Genomic DNA, 24440 nt, shown 5'->3' on the forward strand with positions numbered 1-24440 from the left:
CCAGTATCCGCCGCGGACATGGATACCGTTGAATCATGCAACAGCCGGAGATGCACGCCAGGCGAGCAAGTTCATTCGGAAGCAACGCCGTCGCCTATGCCCGGCACCGCCCCGGATACGCCGAGGCCGCGGTCGAATGGGCCCTGGGCGACCGTGCCCGCGTCCTCGACCTGGCGGCGGGCACCGGCCAGCTCACCCAGACCCTGCTCTCCTTCGGCTTGGAGGTCACCGCGGTCGAACCGGACGAGGCCATGCGCACGGAACTGTCCCGCCGCTTACCGGACGTCCCGGCCCTCGCGGGCCGCGCCGAGGAGATCCCGGTCCCGGACGCCTCGTTCGACGCGGTTCTCACGGGCCAGGCTTTTCACTGGTTCAACAACCCGACAGCGCTGAACGAGATCGTCCGCGTCCTGCGCCCCGGCGGCGTCTTCGGTGCCCTGTGGAACAGCGACGACCTGAACGTCCCGTGGGTCGCGGAACTGTCCAACATGCTGACGACGAGCGCGAGCGGCGGCGAAGAGGAACACGTGCCGCGGCATGAACTGCTGAGCGAGCCGGAGGAAGCCAAGTTCCACCACGTGCAGCGCCGGACGGTGGAGTCGATGCTGGCCACCATCGGCACCCAGTCGAGCATGATCGTGATCGACGCGGCCGAGCGCACCCGCCTGTTCGACCGCATCCGCACGTATCTGTGGTCCCGCCCGGAGACTTCCCAGGGCGAGTTCGACCGCCCCCTGATCACGGTGGCAATCCGCGCCTACAAGGCAGGCTGACCCGCCCGGAACTACACCCGGCTGGGCGACAGAAGTTATCCACAGGCAAGATCCACAACCCGCTTTCCAAGATCCACTGACGCCCCCGCCCGGTAGAATGGCCGAGGGGGATCCCCCTGGGAGCGGTGGGCTTTGTTGGGGGGCCGGGTGGGGGCGAACAGGGATGATCGGCTTCGCCGAACCGGCTGGCCGACTCATGCGACAGCTGAGTGAAGTGAACGAAAACTGGTCATACCCGGTATAACGTCGCAGGTCAGCAAGGGTGCTCCCCGCGCACGCGGGGATGGTCCGGCGTTCACCCTCGCCGTGCTGTCCGGGGCCCAGTGCTCCCCGCGCACGCGGGGATGGTCCTGTGCGTCGGCGCCTGGTGAGTCGGGATGGTGTGTGCTCCCCGCGCACGCGGGGATGGTCCGTGCCGCGCGTGGACGTCGCCGATGTGGCGAACGTGCTCCCCGCGCACGCGGGGATGGCCCGCTGTGGCGATGCGTGCCTGAAGCTCTCTCCCCGTGCTCCCCGCAGGCGCGGGGATGGTCCCTGGTGCAGATTGAAGGTGACGTAGTCGACGGCATGTTCCCCGCACAAGCGGGGAGGGTCCTCCCGTCAGCGCCGACGGGATCCGCTCGTCTGAGCACTCCCCGCGCGGGGATAGAAGTGCTGCCAGCCGCGAAGCGCGGGCTTCCACATTCACGAGATGTTCCTTGCTTTGACCGCAGCGCGGTTACACCAGCGGCCCGCAGATGCTCCAATGGCCGCGAATACCCGCCGCGCAAAAGCAGTCCAGTGGGCGACTGCGGCCGGGCATCGGTTGCCGTCAGCGGCTATTGCGCTCGAACACCAGTCGCAGTCCCAGCAGGGTCAGATCCGGCCGATGATGCTCGATCGACTCCGCCTCCTCCACCACGATCGGCGCCAGTCCCCCGGTAGCGATCACCGCCACGGGCCCGCCATGCCCGGTCCGCGCCAGTTCCCGCGAGATCCGCGCGACGAGCCCATCCACCTGCCCCGCGAACCCGAACATGATCCCCGACTGCAAGCACTCGACCGTGTTCTTCCCGATCACCGACCGCGGCCGCACCATCTCCACCTTGCGCAACGCCGCCGCCCGCGCGGCCAGGGCGTCCACCGAGATCTCGATACCCGGCATGAACACCCCGCCCAGGAACTCTCCCTTGGCGGAAATCACGTCGATGTTGGTCGAAGTCCCGAAGTCGACCACCACACATGCCGTGCTGAACAGGTGGTGCGCGGCCAGCGTATTGATGATCCGGTCCGCCCCCACTTCCTTCGGGTTGTCCACCAACAACGGCACCCCGGTCCGCACGCCAGGCTCCACGATCACCCGGTGCACGCGCGGGTAGTACCGCCCCAGCATCACCCGCAGTTCCCGCAGGACGGCCGGAACTGTCGACAGGGCCGCGATTCCGTCGATCCGGTCCGCGTCCGCGCCGATCAGGCCGCGCATGGTCAGCGCCAGTTCATCCGCTGTCATGCGGGCGTCGGTGCGCATTCGCCAGTCGCGGCGGAGTTCGCCGTTGTCGAATAGGCCCAGGGCGATGTTGGTGTTGCCGATGTCGATGGCGAGCAGCACGCTCAGCGACCCTCGTGGGCGAGGAGGGCGTCCAGCTTGGCGGCGTCGGCGGTCTCCGCGGGGGATTCCAGGACGGCGCCGCTGAGCAGGCCGGAGTCCTCGGGGGCGTGCGCGGCGTGGGTGCCGCGGTGGACGACGCGGTTGTCCGCGTCCACGAACACGACGCGCGGCTGGTAGGCGGCGGCCTCGGTGGTGTCCATCTGGCCGTAGGCGATCAGGATGACCAGGTCGCCGGGGTGCACCAGGTGCGCGGCGGCGCCGTTGATGCCGATCACGCCGCTGCCCCGCGGGCCCTCGATCACGTAGGTCTCCAGGCGGGCGCCGTTGGACACGTCCACGATCGCGACCTGCTCGCCGGGCAGCAGGTCGGCGGCGTCCAGCAGGTCGGCGTCGATGGTCACCGAGCCGACGTAGTGCAGGTCGGCCTGGGTGACGGTGGCCCGGTGGATCTTCGACTTGAGCATGGTGCGCAACATCGGCTGGACCTTTCGCTAACCGCGCTCGCCGAGGGCGGGTGCGCCCAGCAGCACGGGGACGTTGTCGATCAGGCGGGTGGCGCCGAGCTTGGCGGCGACCAGCAGCCTGGCCTCGCCCCGGTCGGGGGCGGGGCCGAGGTCGGGACCCCGCAGCGCGAGGTAGTCGAGCGCGAGCGCGGGGGTGCCGTCGAGCACCTTCCGCGCGGCGGCGAGCACGGCGTCGGCACCGTCCAGGCCCGCGTGGGCGCCCGCGGTCAACGCGGCGGACAGGGCGACGGCGGCGACGCGCTGGTCCGCGTCCAGAAAGACGTTGCGGGAAGAGCGGGCCAGGCCGTCGCGTTCGCGGACGGTGGGGATGCCGATGACGTGCGGTTCCATATCCAGGTCGCGCACCATCTGCTTGATGAGGACCAACTGCTGGTAGTCCTTCTCGCCGAAGAGCGCGTAATCCGGGCGCACGATGTTGAACAGCTTGGCCACCACGGTCAGCACGCCCGCGAAGTGGCCAGGCCGGGACGCACCCTCCAGCTCGTCGCCCAGCGGTCCGGGGTGGACGGTCACCTGGGCGCCCGGCGGATACAGCGCCTCGCGCTCCGGGGTGAACACCAGCTCCACCCGCTCCGCCTCGCACACGGCCAGGTCGTCCTCGATCGGACGCGGGTAGCGCTCGAAGTCCTCGCCGGGGGCGAACTGCAACGGGTTGACGAAGATCGAGGCCACCAGCACCGTGTTCGGGATCCGCCGAGCGCGGCTGAGCAGCTCCCGGTGCCCGTCGTGCAGGGCGCCCATGGTGGGCACGAAGGCGATCTTGCGGCCGGTCGCGCGTAGCGCCCGGGTGATCTTGCCGAGCTCCTCCGGCGAGCTGTGCCGGTGCAGGTTCCCGGCGGTGAAGCGGGGTGTCACGAGTTCTCTCCTTCGGACCGGTCGCCCGCGGAACTGTCGCGGTCGATGGCCGCGACCACGTCGGGCGCCAGGTCGGCGCGCAGCAGACCGGAGTCGACCGCGCGGTGGACGGTGCGCGTGGCCAGCGCGCGGTAGGCGGGCAGCATGTCCGGGGCGTGCTCGGCGAGCACGCCCACATGCCGGGCGACGGTCCCCGCGTCACCGCGGGCGACCGGGCCGGTGAGCGCGCGGTCGCCGTGCCGCAGCGCGTTGTCCAGGGCGGCCGACAGCAGCGGGCCGAGCAGTCGCTCCGGGGTGCCGACCCCGGCCCGGTGCAGCAGGTCGGCGCACTCGCCGACCAGGGTGACCAGGTGGTTCGCACCGTGCGCGAGGGCGGTGTGGTAGAGCGGGCGGGCCGCGGCGGGTACCCGGACCGGCTCCGCGCCCATCTCCACGACCAGCGCCTCGGCCACGTTCCAGGCGACCTCGTCGCCGTCGTCGGCGGTGATGCCGAAGCTGCACGCGGCGATCCGCTGGAGGTCCTCGGCGCGGCCGGTGAACGTCATCACCGGGTGCAGCGCCAGGCCGAGCGCGCCGTGCTCGGCGGCAGGCGCGAGGACGCCGACGCCGTGCGCGCCGCAGGTGTGCACCACGATCTGCCCGGCCCGCAGCGCACCGGCGGCGGCCAGCCCGCGGACCATGCCGGGCAGCGCGTCGTCGGGCACGGCCAGCAGCACCAGGTCGGCGGCCGCGGCAACCTCGTCCGGCGGACGGATGGCGGCGTCCGGCAGCAGGTTCTCGGCGCGGCGCAGCGATTCGCGGGACACCGCGGACACGGCCGTGACGGTGTGCCCGGCGCGGGCCAGTGCGGCGCCCAGCACGGCACCCACCCGGCCCGCGGACACGACCCCGACCGACAGCCGCGCGGGACGGCTCACGAGGGGTTCCCGACGATCGGAACCATGGCGTCAAGCTCCCTAGTTTCGTTCCAGGCCCGCATCGGCGCGGGTACCGGACGACGCCGCGAGAGTAGCTGTCCGCACACGCGCGAGTGCCCTCCGGGTGACCAGCTTCACCGGCGGTTCACGCCACACCGGGCAACCGCCGCGCGGCCGTGACCGCCCGCCTGCGGGTCTCCCGGACGACCTCGATCAACCGCGCCTCCCGCTCGGGCGCGTCGGACCCGGCCGTGCCGCCCGCCATGGAGTGCCAGAGGAACGCCAACTCGCTCACCGCCGCCTGGTAGTCGCCGACCGCGCGCGCCGCGTCCTTGCCGGACTGGGCCCGCACCCGCTTCCGCCACCGCCGCCTGCCTGCCAGACTACCCAGCAAGTCCACTTCGGACACCACGATCCAGTTCGCCTCGACCATCGCGGGCAACGCGTCGGCCACCACCCGCTGCTCACGTTTGCGGTGCCAGTGCAGGAAGTACACGACAGCACCGAAAACCGGCACCATGACCAGGAAGTACACGGTCAGGAAGGTCGACGCGGTGCCCAGCGTGGCGGCACCGTTCCACAGGGCGTGCAGCACGACCGCACCCAAATAACCGGCGAGCGGCGCGATGATCCGCGTGCGTTTGAGGTTGGCGCGGGCGGCGATGCCGATCCCGATGCCGGTCATCGCCGTGAAGAGCGGGTGGGTGAATGGGGAGAGGACGCCACGCAGGATGAACGCGGCCAGGACGCCCGGGGAGGTGCTGTTGCCGAACCCGTACTCGGCGAACGCGCGGCCGAAGTAGTAGATGTTCTCGGTGAAGGCGAACCCGGCGGCGACCAGTCCGGCGTAGACGATGCCGTCGACCACGCCGTCGAACTCGTTGCGCAGGAACAACAGGATCCCGAGGACGAACGCGCCCTTGAGCGCCTCCTCGAACAGCGGTGCCGAGACGATAGCGCTGATCTTGTCGCCATTGCCCTTGCCGAGCAGGAGATCCCCGACGGCCTCGGCGGTGTTGTTGATCAGGAGCGCGGTGATCGCCGCCACACAGGCGCCCCAGCCGAACGCCAGCCAGAGCAGCCGGGCCGGTTCGGGCTCCCACCGGTCGACCCAGAGGAACGCGGCGACGACCGGGCCGACCGGGAGGAGCGCGGAGGCGACCCCGACCAGCTCGGCGACCAGCCCGACCCGGGCGGTGCTCAGGGCGAGCAGGGTCAGGCCACAGGCCGCGATCACGACCAACCCGAGGACGGGGAGCAGCACGGTCAACCTGCGCGGCCGGTGCCGGAGCGGGGATGATTCGGACACGGATAGTGATCCTAGGGCGCACCCCGGACACCGCCAGACCGATCACACAATCAACCCCTGGGCAGCCGCATCGGAGACCGGCCAGGGCGCGGGGCGAAGCATCCCCACTTGTGTGGGGAAACGTCTGGGCAATCAGCAAGTCGAAAACAGTTTGGGGAGCACCCCGCGTGCGCGGGAACGAGGTCACCGATGGTGTCCTGCCCAGGAACGTGCGCGGGAACATCCCCGCGTACGCGGGGAGGAGCGGAAGTGTCGATCTCGGGATGATCGACGAAGGGGGTGCATCCCCGCGTGCGCGGGGAGGAGGCTTGTTGACCTGGGGCGTTGGGGCGGGTGTGCCGCGTTTTCGTTCGGTCAGTCTTCGCTGCGGCGGCGGTGGCGGCGTGGGGCCTGGGTGGTGCCGTGGGCGGCCAGCAGCTCCGAAACCGACTTGCCCGAGCTGTGCGACCCGGTGTCCTCACCCCCCAACGTCTCCTGCCAGGTCGGCGCGCCTTCCGGACGGTGGCGCTTGCCCGCGGCCTCCGACTCCTCCGGCCGGGCCCGACGACCAGTCGACTGCGGCGGTGCGACCGGCGGGAACGTGCCGGTCGGCGCCCGACGACGGCCGCCAGGCTCAGGCTGCGGATCCCGCTGTACGGACCCCGGCGTCGGCGGCTGTGGCGCACGACCCGCGTCACGCTGCACCGAACCAGGCACCGGGCGCGGGGGAGCTTGTTCCGGCATCCGGTGATCCCCGGTCGCGGCTGCCGGGGCGGGCCGTTCGGCAGTGGGGCCACGGTGTCCGCCTGCCCGAGACTCAGCCGGATCACGGCGCTCGACAACCGTGGAACGGTTGTCTGCGGCCGGATTCTGCGGCTCAGCCGGACCGCGATGTCCTGCCGCGCGATGATCAGCGGCCGCCTGCTGGTGATCAGGAGTCTGCACGCGGGGAGCGGCGACCGCAGGGCCTGCCACCCGGTGCTCGGGGCCCTGAGCGCGGTGGTCCGCGACCGGAACGCGGTGTTCCGCCGAGTGGTCGGCGAGATTGCGGCGCTGCGCAGCAGGTATCGGCATTTCCCGGCTGTGGCCGTGCTGCGGATCCGGTCGGCGAACGGGCTGTGCGGCCGGGGTCTGCGCGGATGAAGTCTGCGCGGATGGTGCCTGCTGGGGCAGTTGCTGAGACTGCATCGGCTGCTGCGCCACCGGCTGCGCGGGTTTCGCCTCCGGTCGCTTCTGCTGAGCGGCCTGAGCGGACTGTTGCCGCACGGCCTGCTGACCAGGTTGGACAACAGGCTCCGCAGCGGGACGCGCGGCCGGGTTGGGGACCTGGTTGATGCGACCGCCCGGCTCACGGCGCGGCGCGACCGGCGGGAACTCCTGGCTGACCTGCGGTCCACGCGCGGGAGCCGCCCCGTTTCGCTGGGCCTGGGAAGTCACCTGCTGTGGCCGGGCAGCGGGCCGCGAGGTGGCCACGCGCGCCTTGCCAGCGGCTCGGACCGGCGTGCGCGGCCGCTGTCCACCCTCCCAGGACGGTGTCCAGTTGGGATCGATCTCTTCCTCGTCGGCCCATCCCTCCGGTCGGTTCACCCGCTCGATGAACTCCGTCTGGGGGTCGCCCGTCCGCCCCGCGGTGATGCGGCGGACGGGGGTGCCGGGCCGGTTCGGGATCGCGCGGTCCTCGGCCACCGCGCGCATCCTGGTGGCCTCGGCGTGCAGGGCGAAGCGTTCCACCAGGACTTCGCCCCCGAGCAGCATCTCCAGGTTCTGCCGGAGGGATTTGAGCTCCTCGCGCAGGGCGGTGAGGTCGTCCCTGGTCTCCTGCTCGACCTTGCGCCTGGTCTCGGTCTCGACCTCCAGTTCGAACTCGCGGCGGGCGGCGACCTCGCGTTCGAGTTCGAGTTCGTAGACCTGTTGCAGCTCGGCCGCCTCGTCCGCCCGGTCGGTCACCTGTCTGCGGTATCTGGCGGCGAGGAAGGCCCCCGCCAGCGCGGCCCACAGCGCGGCGACCACGCCGAGCCGCATCCAGCGCACGGAGTCGCTGAGGACCAGGACGGCGGTCGAGGCGAGGGCCAGACCTAAAGCCGCGAGCAGCAGGACGCGCGCCGCGCGTGCACCCTGCCGCGCAGGGGAGTCGGTCTGACCCGTCATGGCCCCTACCGTACCGGTCCGTTATCTCCGCGAGATCAAACGGAGGGTCCGATGTTTACCTGATCGGGTCGCGATGCTGCTCATCCGGGTCATCGGGGGTCTTGCAGCAGGCCTCCAGCCACAACGCGGCACCGATGAGCGCGGCGGCGCAGACCGCCCCGATCACCGCGCTCTGCAGGTCGTGCCGGGCCGCCTGGATGTCCACGCTCTCCGGGGCCACGTAGCCGAGCACGCCCAGCCAGGCACCCAGCATCAACGCGCCCAGCAGGGACGAGGCCTTGGCCAGCGCCACCGCGCGGGCGGCGGTCAGCGGCTGCACCGGTCGTTCCGGCGAGCGGCCGCGGATCCGAGCCCGCAAACCGAACCCGAACAGCGCCTCCACCACCGCCAGCACCAGCAGGGTGACCCCGCCGAGCCGGGGCAACGTTGGCAGCTGCTCGTAGAACAGGCGCACCGCCAGGTAGACGACGACGGCGGCGATGAGGCCGACCGGGACCAGGTCGCGGGCCTTGGTGAACCTCATCGCAGCTCCAGGTCGTCACGTCTGCGCACACCCGCCGTGTCCAGGCCCGCCAACAGGTCGGCGGCGGTTCCCCGGCCGGGCACCTCGGCGGCCGGGTCGACGTCCAGCCACGGCACCAGCACGGTGGCCCGCTCGTGCGTGCCGGGGTGCGGCAGCAGCAGTTCCGGGTCGTCGCTGCGCACCCCGTCCACGGTCACCACGTCCACGTCCAGCGTCCGCGGCCCCCAGTGCAGTTCACGCACCCGACCGGCCCGGTTCTCCAGCTCCTGCCCGCGCCGCAGCCAGCCCCACGCATCGGTGGCGTCGTGCTCGACCACCAGCACGGCGTTGAGGAAGTCCGGCTGGTCGGTCACCCCCCACGCCGCCGTCTCGTACACCGGGGACACCGCGACCAGCACGTCGGCGAGGCCGGTCACGGCGATCCGCAGGTTGGCCAGCCGGTCGCCCAGGTTGGACCCGATGGACAGCACCGCCCGGCTCATCGGCGGCGCGACCGGCGCGCGGTGACCGCGACATCGGCGAAGGTCAGCGGGATGGGCGCGCTCGGCTTGTGCACGGTGACCTCGACCGCGTGCACCCTCGGGTCGCCCATCTCGCCCTCGGCGATCTCCGCGGCCACCGTCTCGATCAGGTCCCGGGGCGGCCCGGCGACGATCTTGGCGGCGCGTTCGGCCAGCTCGCCGTAGTGCACGGTGTGCCGCAGGTCGTCGGTGGCGCCCGCCTCGCGCAGGTCGAGCCACAGTGTGATGTCCACCACGAACTCCTGCCCGTCGCGCTTCTCGTGGTCGAAGACGCCGTGGTGGCCGCGCACCCGCAGGCCGGTGAGAGTGATCCGGTCGGTCATCGGTCTCCTGTCATGGCGGCCGCCACGGCCACCGCGTCGAGTGATCGCCGCACGTCGTGCACCCGCACCCCCCACGCGCCCGCGCGCGCGACCAGCGCGGACAGGGCCGCGGTGGCGTCCTCACGGCCCGCGGGCGGTCGGGACTTACCGTCCGGACCGGCCAGCAGGCTGCCAAGGAAGCGTTTGCGCGACACCCCGACCAGCACCGGGAAGCCCAGGTCCAGCAGGGCGTCGAGATCGCGCAGCAGGGCCCAGTTGTGCGCCGCGGTCTTGGCGAACCCGATACCAGGGTCCAGCGCGATGGCCGCCTCGGCGACCCCCGCGCACAGCGCCGTGTCGACCCTGGCCAGCAGCTCCGCGCGCACCTCGGCCACCACGTCCACGTACTCGGCCAAGGTCTCCATGTTCCGGCTGTGCCCGCGCCAGTGCATGAGGATCCACGGCACCCCGGTCTCGGCGGCCACCCTGGCCATGTCCGGGTCGGCCAGGCCGCCGGACACGTCGTTGATCACCAGGGCGCCCGCGGCCACCGCCGCCTCGGCCACCTTGGCGCGGGTGGTGTCCACGCTGACCGGCACGCCCGCGGCGGCCAGCTCGCGGATCACCGGGACCACCCTGGCGATCTCGGTGTCCGCGTCCACCCGCTGGGCACCCGGCCGGGTCGACTCGCCGCCGACGTCGATCAGGTCGGCGCCCTCGGTCCACAGCGCCACGCCGTGCGCGATCGCGTCGGCCCGGTCCAGGTAACGGCCGCCGTCGGAGAACGAGTCCGGAGTGACGTTGAGCACGCCCACCACGGCGCACCGGTCGGGCTTGGGGAGCAGGGTCACCGGCCGCGCCCGCTGATCAGTTGCAGCGCCTCGGCCCGAGAGGACGCGGAGGACTTGAACAGGCCGCGCAGCGCCGACGTGGTGGTGCGCGCGCCGGGCTTGCGGACCCCGCGCATTGCCATGCACAGGTGCTCGGCCTCGATGACCACGATCACCCCGCGCGGTGCCAGCTTGCGCACCAGCGCGTCGGCGACCTGCGAGGTCAGCCGCTCCTGCACCTGCGGGCGCTTGGCGTACAGGTCGACCAGCCGGGCCAGCTTGGACAGCCCGGTGACCCGGCCCTGCTCGTTGGGGATGTAGCCGACGTGCGCGTGCCCGTGGAACGGGACCAGGTGGTGCTCGCAGGTGGAGTACATCGGGATGTCGGTGACCAGGACCAGCTCTTCGTGGCTCTCGTCGAAGGTCTTGTCCAGCACCGTGTCCGGCTCGGTGTAGAGCCCGGCGAACAACTCGGCGTAGGCGCGCGCGACCCGGGCCGGGGTCTCCAGGAGACCGTCCCGATCGGGATCCTCGCCGCACGCGATGAGCAGTTCGCGGACTGCCCGCTCGGCCCGGTCCCGGTCGAAAGCCGGGGCCGGGACGAAGTCCGTCCCGGCCCCGTTACTGCTGGTCGTCATCGGTACCTCCGGATCGTCGCGGCCGCTCTGGCCGCCACCATCGCATCAGGAACCGTTGGTCCGCCCACCGGCTTCCGGGTCCCGACCACTGGGATTTTCGTCACCGGACGGCCTGCTGTCGTCGCGGCCCCAGCCCGGACCCGGCTGCCACGACTGGTGCGGGCCGTTGTTCGGGTGGTTCGGCGGCGTGGTCGCCGGGGTCCACCCGGGCGGGGCTCCGTAGTGCGGTGGACCGCCGTGCCGTCCGCTCGGCTGGCTGCCGTAGGGCGGCGGCGAACCGTACGGCGGCGTGCCGTAGGGCGGGGGCGTGCCGTTGGGGCCCGCGCCGTTGCCCGGGGGCAGCTCGGGGCTGGTGCGCGGCGGGCCACCCGGCAGGTCGCCCGCGCCCGGGATCGCGCCGACCGGGGTGGGCACCGGCTCGCGGTTGTCGCCCGGCCACGTCTCACCGCGCTCAAGCGCCCGCTCGCGCGGGGTCTTGATCGGCGGCTTGTCCGACGGGGTGCGCTCGCCGAAGTCGTTGAACGCGGTGATCCTGGGCCGCTTCTCCACCTTGGAGAAGATCCGCTCCAGGTCCTTGCGGGTCAGTGTCTCCTTCTCCAGCAGCTCCTCGACCAGGTCGTCGAGCACGTCGCGGTAGGTGTTGAGCACGTCCCACGCCTCGGTGTGCGCGGCCTCGATGAGCTTGCGCACCTCCTCGTCGATCTCGTGCGCGACCTCCAGCGAGTAGTCCGCGCCGTGGCCCATGGACCGGCCAAGGAACGGGTCGCCCTGTTCCTGGCCGTAGCGGACGGCACCCAGTCGGGCGCTCATGCCGTACTCGGTCACCATCGCCTTGGCGATCTTGGTGGCCTGGTCGATATCGCTGGACGCGCCGGTGGTCGGCTCGTGGAAGACCAGCTCCTCGGCAGAACGGCCGCCCAGCGCGAACACCAGCCGGGCGATCATCTCCGAGCGGGTCATCAGCTGCTTGTCGTCCTCGGGGACGACCAGCGCGTGCCCGCCGGTGCGCCCGCGCGGCAGGATCGTGAGCTTGTACACCGGCTCCAGGTCGGGCATGGCCCACGCGGCCAGCGCGTGCCCGCCCTCGTGGTAGGCGGTGATCTTCTTCTCCTTGTCGGAGATGATCCGGCTCTTGCGCGCCGGACCGCCGATCACCCTGTCCACCGACTCCTCCAGGGCGGCCGCGGTGATCAGCGAACCGTTCTGGCGGGCGGTGAGCAGCGCGGCCTCGTTGAGCACGTTGGCCAGGTCGGCGCCGGACATGCCGACGGTGCGCTTGGCCAGGCTGTCCAGATCGGCGTCCGGGGCCATCGGCTTGCCCTTGGAGTGCACCTGGAGGATCCGCTTGCGGCCGGTCAGGTCCGGCGCGGACACCGGGATCTGCCGGTCGAACCGGCCCGGCCGCAGCAGCGCCGGGTCCAGGATGTCCGGCCGGTTGGTGGCCGCGATCAGGATGATGCCGCCGCGCGCGTCGAAGCCGTCCATCTCGACCAGCAGCTGGTTGAGGGTCTGCTCGCGCTCGTCGTGGCCGCCGCCGAGGCCCGCGCCGCGCTGGCGGCCGACCGCGTCGATCTCGTCCACGAAGATGATGCACGGGGCGTTCTGCTTGGCCTGCTCGAACAGGTCGCGCACCCGGGAGGCACCGACACCGACGAACATCTCCACGAAGTCGGACCCGGAGATCGAGTAGAACGGCACCCCGGCCTCGCCCGCGACCGCCCGCGCGAGCAGCGTCTTGCCGGTGCCGGGCGGGCCGTAGAGCAGCACGCCCTTCGGGATCTTCGCGCCGAGCGCCTGGTAGCGGGCCGGGTTCTGCAGGAAGTCCTTGATCTCGTGCAGTTCCTCGACCGCCTCATCGGCGCCTGCGACATCCGCGAAGGTGGTCTTGGGCATGTCCTTCGGCAGCTGTTTCGCCTTGGACTTGCCGAAGTTGAGCACCCGGTTCCCGCCGCCCTGGACGTTGTTCATCATCCACATCAGCAGCAGCAACAGCAGCGCGAGCGGGATGAGGAAGATCAGGATCTGGGTGAGGAACGAGTCCTGGGTGACCTTGGTCTGGAACTCGGTCGTGGTCTTGGCGATCAGCGCGTCGTAGATCTTGTCCGTCGCGTCCGCCGGGTACTGGGTCAGGATCTGGGTGACCTGCTGCCCATCCTGGTCGATCGGCGTGTTCAGGACCAGCTTGAGCTGCTGTTCCTTGTCGCCGAGCTCGGCGGTCTTGACGTTGCCCGCTTGGATCTGTGCGATGGCTTTCGACGTCGGCACCGAGGTGAACCCCCGGGTGTCGTCGAACAGCAGGCTGAAGGCGAAGTAGATCAGCAACACCGCCAGGATCCAGAGCAGCGGGTTGCGAAGCAGGCGCTTGCGGTCCATTCACTTACGGCCGCGAGGCGGCCTCCACCCTCCCTGACGTGCATGTGAGGGCAATGACGACCATTACCCGGCCGGACGGGGCAGCTCCGGTCTCCCCAGAGTACCGTCCGCGTCGGCACCCTCACCGGCCGAAGTACCGGCGAGAGCGCGCACCAGTCACAACGCAGCAGGCCGGACTCCGGTTCCCGACTGGTTCCCGGCTAGTCCCGGTCGACCGACTCGGCGACCAGTTCCCCGATCCGGTGCCGCATCGTCTGCGCGTCGGCGGGCGCCACGGTCACCCATTCCCGCCCGTCCCGCCCCCGCCGCGAGGCGGTCACGTACCGGCCGTTCGGCTTGTCGAACCAGGACAGCACCCGGCTCCGCGTGCGCCCACCCATCCGATCCCGAACGGTCACGGCGACCTGGCCACCCCGCACGTTCGGCTGCGCGACCAGCCGCGCCAGCGCCCGCCGGGCCTGCTCGTCGCCGCCCCGGGCACCGCGCTCGAAGTCCTCGGCGGGCATCGAGATCGAGTTCTCGGCCCCGCGCTGCGCCGCGGGCAGCCGCGCGACAACCTCGCCGACCAGCGTGTTCGCCCTGATGGGGGTGAGCTGGAGGCCCTCCCCCTGCTGCACAGCCACCACCCCGCGACTGCCCTGGGCGGCGACCAGTACGCAGACGGCCCGGCCGCCGATCTCGGGCAGGAACACGGAGTCGACCGCCAGCTCGGGGCGGGCGATCAGCCCAAGGAGACTCTCGACCTCGGGTTCCAGCCTGCCGGAGCGGTCGAGCAGCCCCTGCTCCCGCAGCTCGTGGTGGACGCGCCTGCGCAGCCGGGACCGCTCGTCCATGGTCTCGCCGTGCGAGGAAACCTCCAACGGGTAGGGCAACTCACCCGCGCCGACGGTCTCCCAAAGAAAGTCGAGCGCCAACGCGCTCAGCGTCTGCGTGGACAAACTCACCTACCCGTGCTCGACCAGGCCTCCCGTCCGGGAGGCCTGGTGACGTTCCAGTCTCTACTCGCCGATGACCGGCGGCGCGGTGATCTGATCGGTCCCGAAGGTCTCCTCGGGGTCCGGCTCGATCAGGTAGGACGGGCGCTGGTGCTCGGTGTCCTCGTCACCCTCGCCGTGACCACTGCCACCACCCATGCCGCCAGGGGTCCCGCGCCCCGCACCTGCCGCGCCACCGCTGGGGCGCCCGCCGCGCATACCGGCTTCCTCGGCCGCGCCGAATCCCGCGCCCACCCGTGCGCCGGGCCCGCGTCCCTCGGTGCCGCGTCCTTCGGTGCTCATGGGGCCACGTGCGCCGCCACGGCCGCCTGCCTCGTCGATGCCGCCTTGGGAGCCGAACGGGCCTGGGCCGCCGGTGCCGCTGTAGGGACCACCGCCCGGGTTTCCCGTGGTGTTGGGGAACTGCGGGTTGTTGTAGCCGGGCGGCTCGTAGTTGTGCATCGGCGGGGTGGTGCTGGGCGGCGTGTAACCGGCGGCACTGGTGTCCCCGGGCTGATGCGGGCGAATGATGGGCGTGTTGCTCCCACCCTTGCCATCGGTATTGCCGCCGCCACCCCAATTCGGCTGCTGGACGTTCCGGGGCGGGTTGGGGCTGTCGTAATTACCCCTACCGCCGGCGCCAGGACCCGCGTAGCCATATTCGCCACCGGTTCCACTGCCACCGCCCGGCCCGATTCCACCGCCTGGACCGCGGTAGTGCACTCCGCCGCCACCGCCACCGGTCCCGCCACCTCCGCCGCCACCGATGTCCTGTTTCGGCGGCACGAAGGAAGGCGTTGAGGCGTCCACAGTGGACATGGACTGGGTGTAGTTGTTGAGAAAGGTGACCTGCTCGTGCTTGACCGCGCGAGCCTCGTTGGCCTTCTGCGCCATATCCGCCATCCCGGCAATGGGATTCGGGTTGGCGAGCGCCTTGTGCATCTCGGTCGTCGCATCGAACTCGACGGGCTCGGGCAAGGTGCGGACCGCGGCCGCCGCGGCTGCCTGCTGGGACATCGCGGTCCCCATGTACTGGGCGGTCACACCGGCCTGCCCGGTGGAGGCCGCGAGCGGGGTGAGGGCCCGGTGCGCGGCACTCGCGGCCTTCCCCTGCCAGGCCGATTCCAACCTGGACACCGCGTCATAAAGCCGATTGGCAGCCTCGGTCAGCCGATTGCCGCCCTCGTTGAAACCCCGCCCGAGGTTATCCGCCGACCCGGGCGAGTTCCCCTCGGTGGCGGCGGCATGCAACTGCGTACTGGTCTTATTGGCCCAATTCTGCGCGATGACGACCCGGTCATCACCCATCCGAACCTCGGACGCCAGGGAAGCGGCCTGGTCCTGAGCAACACTCTGCTCGATCTCATGCCGCTCGGACCGATCCTCCTGCGGCATGTGCGCCTGCCCCCGCCGCGCCCGATCCGCCACATCCCCGGCGTACTCCTGCGATCCGTACCGCCGTTCGTCATTCCCCGCCACGCCCGCCCCCTAGACCTTGATCTTCGGAATCACGACATTGGCCAGCTTCGTCGCCACATCGCATTCCTCGTACTTACCCTTACCGGAATCCTGCAGACCTGCACTGAAGACGAGCAACGATGTAGAGTTGATGTCCACGTAGACCTCGCACATCGGTAGCGGCTGCTTGTTCGTGCGAACCTGTACGGCAGTGAGCCCGTCTACCTTAGTGGGGTTCACAGTCACCCCCGGCTCCGCGTGGATGTCCTTTGTCTGGGAGTTCTGAAGAAAGGAAAGGATAAGCACCGTATCGCGACTGAACGAGCACAACGGCGCGGCAGTGGTCGTACTGAAGGTACCCCGCCCCTTGTCCCCGCCACCCAGGCGTTGTGCGTCAGCCGGATCGAGCAAGGCACAAAGTTGCTCAGGATCGAACTGGCGACCCTCTAGGGTCACAGAACTGGACGTAGCCGGGGCTGTCGTCGTAGACATCGGCGCAGTCTTCGATGTTGCCGAAGTCCCGGTACTCGCCACTCCCGGATTTCCAGGAACAGCGGTATCGCAGCCAGCCAGAGCGAGAACCAGCACGACCGGAACAACACGCCTGACAAGGTTGCCTGCCACTCAATGCCCCTGGTACTTGATCGCGTTGTCCGTCTCGGTGTGCCTGTAGTTGGCGATCGCCTGTTTCAACGCGGTCTCCGCCTGCTCGGTCTGGTCACGGAGCAATGCCATGACCGCCATCAGCGAGTCGTCTGAGCCACTCATCCGATCCACGGACTTCTTCGCCATGGCCTCTCCGACGGGGTTGGCGCCGAGTTCCACATGCGCCCGGATTCCCGACGAGCCCGAGAACAGCAGGGTGGTGATCTCGGCCTTCACGTTGCCGATCTCGGCGAGGGCGGCCTGGGCGGCGTCCGGGTCGATCGACACCGAGCCCTCGGCCGCCGCCGAGACGAAGTCGGTCACCGCCGAGCCGACGAGATTCTCGTCCCTCATCGTGCAAGCCCCCCGAAGACATGGTTGTCACTGTGGCAACGGGGGAAGGGTAGAGCACCCCAGGCCGTGACCAGACCGGATTGGCAAAGATTGCCTGGGGCGGGCGACGGTCAGGACGTGTAGACGTGCGGGTCGAGGGTGCCGATGTAAGGGAGGTCTCGGTAGCGTTCGGCGAAGTCGAGACCGTAGCCGACGACGAACTCGTTGGGGATTTCGAAGCCGACGTACTTTACCGGGACATCCACCTTGACCGCTTCCGGTTTACGCAACAAAGTGCATACCTCAAGCGATCGCGGGGCGCGGGAGGCCAGGTTTTTCAGCAGCCAGGACAAAGTCAGGCCGGAGTCGATGATGTCTTCGACGATCAGGACGTCCCGGCCCGCGATGTCGCGGTCGAGGTCTTTCAGGATTCGGACGACCCCGGAGGAAGAAGTGGCGGAGCCGTAGGAGCTCACCGCCATGAACTCCAGCTGGACCGGGACGGGGAGGGCGCGGGCCAGGTCGGTCATGAACATGACCGCGCCCTTGAGCACGCCCACCAGCACCAGGTCGGCGCCGTTCTCGGGGTAGTCGTGCGCGACCTGCTTGGCCAGCTCCGTGATCTTCTCGTCGATCTGCTGCTCGGTGATCAGCACGGAGGCGATGTCGCCGTCGTACACGGTTCCCCTCTCAGGTGTCCGGTGCTTCGCAGGTCAGCCTGCCATGTGCGCGGCGCGCCACCAAGCCGCCGGGTAGGGCGGTGCCGCGTTGGCCGTGCCAGTGGGAGATCAGGTCGTCCACGGCGCGGAGGTGGGCGTCGGTCAACTCGGGGGTGCCCCGCTGGAGGAGCCACATGCGCAGGACTCGGCGGCGGATCGCGGGGGGTTGTGGGGTGAGGTGTGCCACGTCGAGGTCGGTGTCGACCGTGGCTTGGGTCAGGGCGTCGGCGGCGAGGGCGTCGAGGGCGGACAGGTCGTCGCGGAGTTGGGCGGCGGTGCGGGCGAGGGCGCCCGCGACGCCGCCCTGGAGGATGGATTCCAGGAGCGGGAGGGCCTCGTGGCGGAGGCGGACGCGGGTGAAGCGAGGGTCGGTGTTGTGCGGGTCCTGCCACGGGTCGAGGTCGAGCGCGGCGCACGCTTCCCGGGTCGTGGTGCGCGGGATGCCGAGCAGTGGGCGCAGCCACGGGTGGTCGACCGGGCGCATGCCTGCGATCGACCGAGGGCCGGAACCTCGACCCAGTCCCAGCAGGACCGTTTCGGCCTGGTCGTCAAGGGTGTGGCCGAGTAGGACCCAGGACGGGAAGGCCGCGCGCAACGCGGTGTAGCGGGCTCGGCGGGCGGCGGCTTCGAGGCCGCCGGCACCTGTGACTGTCACGGGTAGGACAACGACATCGTCCAGCCCGAGTTCGATGAGCTTGTCCGCCACCAACGCCGCCGTCTTCGCGGATTCCTCCTGCAACCCGTGATCGACGATCAACCCGTCGACCCGCAGCCCCAGCTTCCCGCCCACGTGCCGCGCGGCAGCGGCCAGCGCGAGCGAGTCCGCGCCACCGGACACAGCCACCGCGATGCGGTCACCCGGGTCGACAAGGGCAAGCGACTGGCGGACCGCGACGCGAATCGCAGCCACCGCCGGGTGTGGTTTCACGCGACGCGGCGGATCCACGCCTGCGGGTCGTGGAGTTCTGCGCGCAACGGCAGTGTCTCCGGGGATGTCCAGATCAGGTTGAACCGCTCCATACCCACCGCGTCGACCACGTGGGTGGTGAACTTGGCGCCCACCGCGTACTGCTTCATCTTCGCCTCGACCCCCAGCAGGCTGCGCAGCACCCGGTCCAGCAGACCGCCACCACGCCGCCGCACGGTGAACCGTTCGCGGATCGTGGCCACCGTGGGCACGACCACCGGGCCCACCGCGTCCATCACGTGGTCCGCGTGCCCCTCCAGCAGCGTCGACACCGCGATCAGCCGGTCGAACACGGCCCGCTGCTCCGGTGACTGGATCAGCTCGACCAGCCCCATCGGACCGCCAGACGAGCTCGGGTCCGGCTTGTGCCGAGCCGAGCGCAGCAGGTCGGGCAGCCGGGCAGCGGCACCGCCCGCCTGGTCGTCCAGGCCGGTCAGGAAGGCCGCGACCTGCTCCTGGAAGTACCCACGCAGCCACGGCACGGCGGTGAACTGCAGCCGGTGTGTGCACTCGTGCAGGCACACCCACATCCGGAAGTCCTCCGGCGGCACGTCCAGCGCCTGCTGCGCGGCCACGATGTTCGGCGCGACCAGCAGCAGCCGCCCGGCCTCGCCGTCGCCGAACGGGTCGTACTGGCCCAGCACCCGGCTGCTCAGGTAGGCCAGGACAATCCCGGCCTGCATGCCTGCCGTGCCCGCGAGCATGCCTCCGACGACCTTGCCGGGCCGGGCGGGCAGCGCGCCGGAGGTGAGCGCGGCGATGCTGTGCGCGGCGGCCTCGATCCAGTGCTCGCGGTCGACCACGTCGCCGCCGAGCAGCGGCAGGTCCGCGCCCAGGCCGGTGAGCCCGCGCACGTGCGACTCGGCCTCGGCGGTGATCTCCCGCAGCCGGGTCACCGAGTGCGCGGCGACCTCGCGAGTCACCGTCGGGCCTGGGCGGACGAGCCGCCGCGCCGTCGAGACCGCCAGGTCCCAGTCGACCGGCGGCGCGCCCTCGGTCGATCTCGCCACGTCCGCACCGGTCGTGTTCACACCGTCGACGCTACCCGAGCGGAGGTGATCTCACCGACAGCTCAGCGGCACCCGCATTGGCGCAACGCGGCCGCGACCGCGTCCAGGGCGGGCCGCGCGTCGGCCGGATTGGAGCCGTTGGACATGAGCGCGAACACCAGCACCCGGCCGTCCTTGTCCAGCACGACCCCGGCCAGGGAGTTGACGTTGGACAGGGTGCCGGTCTTGGCCCGTACCCAGCCCTTGCCGCCCGCCGCGTTGGGGCCCTGGTAGCGGCTCGCGAGGGTGCCGCTGCCACCCGCCACCGGCAGGCCGCCGAGCAGCGGCCGCAGCTTGGCGGTGCGCGGGTCCTGGCCGTCCGGGGCGGCGGCCACCCGCAGCACCTCGGCCAGCAGGGCGGCGCTGACCAGGTTCAACGTGGACAGGCCACTGCCGTCGTTGAGCTTGACCGTGCTGACGTCGAACCCGTTGTCGGTGAGCGTCTTGAGGACCGCGCCGGTGGCGCCGGTGAACGACACCTCGTTGCCGGTGCCCTTGGCAACCTCGCGGGCCATGGCCTCGGCGAGCACGTTGTCGGAGTGCTGCAGCAGGTTGTCGACCAGCTCCACGATCGGCGCGGACCGCACCTCGCCGAGCACCTGCGCGTCCGGCTTGGCGATGGTGGTGGCGTTCTTCTCGGGCACGGTGGCACCGATCCGCTTGGCGAACTCCTCGGCGAGCGCGCGCCCCGGGTTCGCGGCGCGCGCGGAGGTGTCCTTGGTCGGATCCGCGCGGCCGCCGTCGAGCATGGCCGGGACCATCGGGGCGATGTAGCCGCCCGCGATGTCCGGCTGCTCCCAGCCCTTGGCGAGGCTGTCGCCGGTGTACCGGTTGAGGTCGAGCAGCACGGTGTGCACCGGCCCCTTGGCCTTGACCTGGGCGACTAGGTCGTCGAGGTGGGCGGCACCCGGGTAGACGGAGTTCTTGCCCGCGGGCAGCGAGGACAGCGTGGGGTCGCCGCCGCCCACGATGATCACCGTGCCCGGCTTGTCCCCCGCGACGACCTTGGTGGTCAGCTGCTCGGCGTGCGGGAGCGCGAGCAGGGCGGCGGCGCTGGTGAGGAGCTTCGTGGTGGACGCGGGCACCAGCGTGGTGTCGGCGTTCTGCGCGAACAACACCTCACCCGAGATGGGGTCGATGACCTTGCCGGTCAACGAGCCCAGCACGGCGTCGCTGGCGGGCCCGGCCAGCGCGGCCTGCACTCCGGCTGGCGTGGGCGCGGGGTTGTCGGCACCCGCACCGTGCAGCGTGGGGGTGAACTGGACGGCGGCGGGCGGCGGGGCGATGGCCACCTCGGCCTCGCCCTTCTTGATGCCCAGCTTCTCGGCCAGACCTGGCACGAGGAACACGGCACCGGCCGCCAACGCGAGCACGACGACCACGGCACAGGTGATGATCAGGCCCGTGCGCTTCTTCTTCGGCTTGGTTTCCTCGGCGTTGTCGGGCTCGTAGTCGGTTTCCGCACGAGCCGGTTCCGAACGGAGTGGCGTCGGCTCAGCGCGAACTGGGGTCGGCTCCCGGGTGACGGCCCCGACCGGGATCACCTGCGTCCGCTCGGCCGCGGTCACTACCGGCGACCGAGACACCGGGGGCTGGCCCGGATGGGTCTGGGTGGGGCTGCCCGGACGCACACCGGTCTGCCCAGGACCTGCCTGCCCGGCACCCGGCTTTCGCAAGCCGGTCTGACCTGGTCCAGGTTGCCCCAAGCCCGCTTGGGTCGAACCCGGCCGACCCGGGCCTACCTGACCTGGGCCTGCGTTACCCGAGCCCGGCTGACCTGGGCCCGGCTGACCTGGGCCCGGCTGACCTGAAACTGGTTGACCAAGGCCAGCTTGGGCCGAACTCTGCTGACCCGGACCTGCCTGACCTTGACCTGCCTGGCTTGGACCTGCCTGGCTCGGGCCCGGTTTGCCCGGGACCGATGGCCCGTGGCCGGTCTGACCTGGGCCTGCCGGTCCCGGGCCGGTTGGACCTCGGCCTGGTTGTCCTGGGCCGGGCGAGCCTGATGGGCGTCTGCCGGGCGGAACCTGCGCCCCGGGCGGGCCGACGGGTGGCCGCCGCGGACCGCTGACCGGACGCGCCTGGGTAGGCGAGTCGTGGTTCGAACCCGGGCGTGGACCGGGCGGTGGGCCGGGACGACGGGTTTCCGGCGGAAGCTTCGGTTTCGGGGCGGGCACTGTGACACCGCCACCGGTGTCGCCGGTACCCTCCGGAATGGGCAGCTGGTTCGTCTTGCCCGGCTCGTCGGGCCGCCGCGTCACCTTGGTCGGCGAGTCGACGGGCGGTGTCACCGGACGGGTGACCCTGGTCGACGGTTCGACCGCCGCCGACTTCTCCACCTGACCGGACACGGCCTGCGGCGAGACCGGACGACTGAAGGTCGTCGGCGAGTCGCCAGCCGCCCGACCGGGCGCACCATCGCCGCGCGGAGCAGTGGCGGCGGTCGACGAATCAACCGGCGGCCCTGCCTCCGACGGCGGTTCGACCCGCGCCGTGGTGGACCCCTCGCCCCGATCGTCACCACGCGGCTCGGTCGACGAGCCGATCAGGTCCTGACCAGCGGTCTCGGCACGAGACACCGTCGTACGCGAGGTCACCACCGACGGGTTCACCGACGCGGTAGCGGACTCCTCCAGCCGGTCACGCGCCTGCTCCACCCCGCCGGACCCGTCAACAACAAGCGAGCCAACCGACGTAGTCGGCGAATCAACCGACTCGACAGGCTCATCCGCCCCCTGCTCTGCCTGCCCGGCAGTCTCGTCACGCGGCACCGTCGTGCGACCAGTCACCGCCGACGGATTCACCGACGCAGTCGCCGACCCTCCCTCGACTCGGCTGGCAGACCCGCCCCCGTCACCCGAACCGGTGGAAACGGTCGGCGACTCGCCTGGCGCGACAGCCTCCGCAGCCTGCTCGGACTCGCAGGCAGGCTCAGGTTCAGTGGGCGACGTCGGGCCAGCGACTGCCGCCGATGGATTCACCGGCGTGGTGGCGGACTCTTCCAGTCGCTCGGATTCCGCCCGCTCAACGGACTCCGCCACCAGATCATCCGGCTGTTCCGCCTGGTCGGCAGGGTCCTCCCGCACCGCCGAGTCGACCTCCCCAGCCGACTCCCCCTCGGCACGCGGCGGCACCACCGGCCGGGTCACCTTGCCGGACAGGCCCGCCTCGTCGTCACGCCCCGTGTCCGATTCGCCGGTCGACGGCACGGCCAACGGCGTCGTCGTTGCCCCCGGCACCGCCTCGTCAACCCCGGAGCAGGCATCGTCCGAACCGGCGGATTCCACCGCGGTGTCACCAGGTTCACCCGATGGGGTTGTGCTGGTCTCGGGCGTGTCGGGCTCGGATTCGACGTGGGTCTCGTCACGTAACACCGGGTCATCGGCGGCGGTCGGCGCGCCGGGTTCCGGGCGGGGGGTGTCGTCACCGTCGTCCGCGGGCCACATGGTGTCGTCGTCAGCGGGCCAGGCAGGGGTCTCCTCAGGCACATCCGTAAGACGTTTGTGCTGGTCACCAGGTTGCGGCTGGGATCTTTCCCGATCTTCACCGGATACCGGCCGCTGCTCGGGCACGCCGCTCCCCTCCCCCTGGTTCAGCCGAATGTCGCACCCCTCACACGCGGTATCGGGTGCGGGACAGGGGGGCGCCTGGTCCACACTAGTGGCGTAGCGAAGAAGGCGAAGAGGAGCGAGGAACGGCGTGGAGTTCGACGTCACGATCGAGATCCCCAAGGGGAATCGGAACAAGTACGAGGTTGACCACAAGTCCGGGCGCATCCGGCTGGACCGCACCCTCTTCACCGCGACGCAGTACCCGGCCGACTACGGCTTCATCGACGACACCCTGGGTGAGGACGGCGACCCGCTGGACGCCCTGGTGCTCGTGCAGGAGCCGACGTTCCCCGGCTGTCTCATCCGCGCTCGCGCGATCGGCATGTTCCGCATGACCGATGAAAAGGGTGGCGACGACAAGGTGCTGTGCGTGCCGTCGCACGACCCGCGCACCGAGCACCTGCGCGACATCCACCACCTGGCCGAGTTCCACCGGCTGGAGATCCAGCACTTCTTCGAGGTCTACAAGGACCTGGAGCCGGGCAAGAGTGTCGAGGGCGCGAGCTGGGTCGGCCGCACCGAGGCCGAGGCCGAGATCAAGCGGTCCTACGAGCGGGCCAAGGAGCACGAGGCGGAGCACCCGGAGCACGCCGAGCACTGAGTCACACCCTGGACGCCCCGCACCGCACCGGTGTGGGGCGTCTTGTCGTACCCGGGGTTACTCGCTGACCCACCGGAGGGTGCCGATGGCGTCCACGTCCGGGCGGTACTCGGCGCTGCCGCCGCCGTCGAGCCGGTCGGCGGTGCGTTCCAGCAGGTCGGTGAGGCTCGCCGCGTGCAGTTGGCCGCCCGGGTAGCGGTAGACGCCGCCCTCGGCCAGGTAGAGGACGCCCGCGTCGCCCTTGGCGAAGGGCACGTCGCCGTCGCGCCTGCCCGCGCCGCGTTCGCACATCTCGATGGCGGTGGTCAGGATGTCGCGGGCGGAGAGCGGCCGGTAGGCGGGCGGCAGCGTGAACCCGTCCGCCCGCGCGCCGTTGTGCCTGGTCAGGGCGATCACGAGTTCGGACGGCAGGGGCACGCCGAGGTCCCGCTGGAGGGTGACCAGTTCGGCCCGGCTGGCAGGCCGGTTCCAGGCGTTCGCGGTGGCCGGGGCGTGGCCGTCCAGCCAGGAGTCGACCCGGTCCAGCGCGGCGTCGAGGCGTATCGCGGTGACCTCGTCCGGGTCCACCAGGGTCACCGAGCCCTCGCGCGGCAGGCAGTCGGGCGCGGTCTGCACCGCGTGCGGGGCCTGCTCTGGTTGCGGCGCGGCGTCCCGGGCCACTCCGAGTGCGAAGGCCAAGGCGATCACCAGACCACCCACGGTGAAGATCACCGCTATGACGCGCACCCACCACCCCCGACCTCTGCCGGGCCCCAGCATGGCAGAGCGCGGACAGGGACCGTCAGGTCGCGGCGGTGATCGGT

At 70.9% G+C, this 24440-nt stretch carries 24 protein-coding genes; 3 read left to right on the forward strand and 21 right to left on the reverse strand.

What is annotated here, in order from left to right; genetic code table 11:
• Positions 1–35: 35 nt before the first annotated feature.
• The gene (locus tag C503_RS0119095) at positions 36–773 is read left to right on the forward strand and encodes a class I SAM-dependent methyltransferase (RefSeq protein ID WP_018683827.1); all 738 of its coding nucleotides are present in this window, start codon (positions 36–38) and stop codon (positions 771–773) included.
• Between the two features lie 811 nt (positions 774–1584).
• Here C503_RS0119095 and C503_RS0119100 read toward each other — a convergent pair.
• The 20 genes from C503_RS0119100 to dacB form a co-directional block, all read right to left on the reverse strand.
• Positions 1585–2361 (reverse strand): type III pantothenate kinase, encoded by a 777-nt coding sequence (locus C503_RS0119100; RefSeq protein WP_018683828.1) that lies wholly within the window; start codon positions 2359–2361, stop codon positions 1585–1587.
• A 2-nt stretch (positions 2362–2363) separates the two neighbouring features.
• Entirely contained in the window at positions 2364–2837 is a 474-nt protein-coding gene (gene panD, locus C503_RS0119105; protein WP_018683829.1) for an aspartate 1-decarboxylase, read from the reverse strand.
• A gap of 15 nt (positions 2838–2852) precedes the next feature.
• Entirely contained in the window at positions 2853–3740 is an 888-nt protein-coding gene (gene panC, locus C503_RS0119110; RefSeq protein WP_018683830.1) for a pantoate--beta-alanine ligase, read from the reverse strand.
• Positions 3737–4657, reverse strand: coding sequence for a Rossmann-like and DUF2520 domain-containing protein (locus C503_RS0119115; protein ID WP_018683831.1), 921 nt, complete (start codon positions 4655–4657; stop codon positions 3737–3739). The genes panC and C503_RS0119115 overlap by 4 nt, the downstream gene beginning before the upstream one ends.
• Before the next feature lie 145 nt (positions 4658–4802).
• On the reverse strand, positions 4803–5921 hold the full coding sequence (locus tag C503_RS0119120) for a PrsW family intramembrane metalloprotease (RefSeq protein WP_018683832.1): 1119 nt from the start codon (positions 5919–5921) through the stop codon (positions 4803–4805).
• A 399-nt stretch (positions 5922–6320) separates the two neighbouring features.
• Complete coding sequence (locus C503_RS46060; RefSeq protein WP_018683833.1) at positions 6321–8093, reverse strand: DUF6779 domain-containing protein; 1773 nt, start codon at positions 8091–8093, stop codon at positions 6321–6323.
• 55 nt (positions 8094–8148) lie between these two features.
• Complete coding sequence (locus C503_RS0119130; RefSeq protein WP_018683834.1) at positions 8149–8616, reverse strand: DUF3180 domain-containing protein; 468 nt, start codon at positions 8614–8616, stop codon at positions 8149–8151.
• Positions 8613–9098: a 2-amino-4-hydroxy-6-hydroxymethyldihydropteridine diphosphokinase gene (gene folK, locus C503_RS0119135; RefSeq protein WP_018683835.1), complete on the reverse strand. Its 486-nt coding sequence runs from the start codon at positions 9096–9098 to the stop codon at positions 8613–8615. Before folK ends, C503_RS0119130 begins: the two co-directional genes overlap by 4 nt.
• Positions 9095–9460, reverse strand: coding sequence for a dihydroneopterin aldolase (gene folB, locus C503_RS0119140; RefSeq protein ID WP_018683836.1), 366 nt, complete (start codon positions 9458–9460; stop codon positions 9095–9097). The genes folK and folB overlap by 4 nt, the downstream gene beginning before the upstream one ends.
• Positions 9457–10290, reverse strand: coding sequence for a dihydropteroate synthase (gene folP / locus C503_RS0119145; RefSeq protein ID WP_018683837.1), 834 nt, complete (start codon positions 10288–10290; stop codon positions 9457–9459). The genes folB and folP overlap by 4 nt, the downstream gene beginning before the upstream one ends.
• Positions 10287–10907, reverse strand: a complete 621-nt coding sequence (gene folE, locus C503_RS0119150) for a GTP cyclohydrolase I FolE (RefSeq protein ID WP_018683838.1) — start codon at positions 10905–10907, stop codon at positions 10287–10289. Before folE ends, folP begins: the two co-directional genes overlap by 4 nt.
• Before the next feature lie 45 nt (positions 10908–10952).
• On the reverse strand, positions 10953–13280 hold the full coding sequence (gene ftsH, locus C503_RS0119155) for an ATP-dependent zinc metalloprotease FtsH (protein WP_018683839.1): 2328 nt from the start codon (positions 13278–13280) through the stop codon (positions 10953–10955).
• Between the two features lie 200 nt (positions 13281–13480).
• The gene (locus tag C503_RS0119160) at positions 13481–14224 is read right to left on the reverse strand and encodes an ESX secretion-associated protein EspG (protein WP_018683840.1); all 744 of its coding nucleotides are present in this window, start codon (positions 14222–14224) and stop codon (positions 13481–13483) included.
• A gap of 54 nt (positions 14225–14278) precedes the next feature.
• Positions 14279–15649 (reverse strand): hypothetical protein, encoded by a 1371-nt coding sequence (locus tag C503_RS48565; protein ID WP_018683841.1) that lies wholly within the window; start codon positions 15647–15649, stop codon positions 14279–14281.
• 93 nt (positions 15650–15742) lie between these two features.
• Positions 15743–16336, reverse strand: coding sequence for a DUF3558 family protein (locus tag C503_RS39980; protein ID WP_084477213.1), 594 nt, complete (start codon positions 16334–16336; stop codon positions 15743–15745).
• On the reverse strand, positions 16337–16711 hold the full coding sequence (locus C503_RS0119175; protein WP_018683843.1) for a hypothetical protein: 375 nt from the start codon (positions 16709–16711) through the stop codon (positions 16337–16339).
• 110 nt (positions 16712–16821) lie between these two features.
• Positions 16822–17370 (reverse strand): hypoxanthine phosphoribosyltransferase, encoded by a 549-nt coding sequence (gene hpt / locus C503_RS0119180; protein ID WP_018683844.1) that lies wholly within the window; start codon positions 17368–17370, stop codon positions 16822–16824.
• A 10-nt stretch (positions 17371–17380) separates the two neighbouring features.
• Entirely contained in the window at positions 17381–18337 is a 957-nt protein-coding gene (gene tilS / locus C503_RS0119185) for a tRNA lysidine(34) synthetase TilS (protein ID WP_018683845.1), read from the reverse strand.
• Positions 18334–19407 (reverse strand): zinc-dependent metalloprotease, encoded by a 1074-nt coding sequence (locus C503_RS0119190; protein ID WP_018683846.1) that lies wholly within the window; start codon positions 19405–19407, stop codon positions 18334–18336. Before C503_RS0119190 ends, tilS begins: the two co-directional genes overlap by 4 nt.
• Positions 19408–19448: 41 nt before the next feature.
• The gene (gene dacB, locus C503_RS46830) at positions 19449–20993 is read right to left on the reverse strand and encodes a D-alanyl-D-alanine carboxypeptidase/D-alanyl-D-alanine endopeptidase (RefSeq protein ID WP_018683847.1); all 1545 of its coding nucleotides are present in this window, start codon (positions 20991–20993) and stop codon (positions 19449–19451) included.
• Between the two features lie 646 nt (positions 20994–21639).
• On the opposite strand from dacB, the gene C503_RS48570 reads away from it, so the two are divergent.
• Positions 21640–21768 carry a hypothetical protein gene (locus C503_RS48570; RefSeq protein ID WP_018683848.1) on the forward strand — a complete coding sequence of 43 codons (129 nt, stop codon included), beginning with the start codon at positions 21640–21642 and terminating at the stop codon, positions 21766–21768.
• 1356 nt (positions 21769–23124) lie between these two features.
• Positions 23125–23637, forward strand: coding sequence for an inorganic diphosphatase (locus tag C503_RS0119205; protein ID WP_018683849.1), 513 nt, complete (start codon positions 23125–23127; stop codon positions 23635–23637).
• Between the two features lie 57 nt (positions 23638–23694).
• On the opposite strand, the gene C503_RS43440 is transcribed toward C503_RS0119205, so the two are convergent.
• Positions 23695–24363 (reverse strand): SMI1/KNR4 family protein, encoded by a 669-nt coding sequence (locus C503_RS43440; RefSeq protein ID WP_156893331.1) that lies wholly within the window; start codon positions 24361–24363, stop codon positions 23695–23697.
• Positions 24364–24440: the final 77 nt, after the last annotated feature.

This window comes from Actinokineospora enzanensis DSM 44649 (assembly GCF_000374445.1).
Taxonomy (GTDB): domain Bacteria; phylum Actinomycetota; class Actinomycetes; order Mycobacteriales; family Pseudonocardiaceae; genus Actinokineospora; species Actinokineospora enzanensis.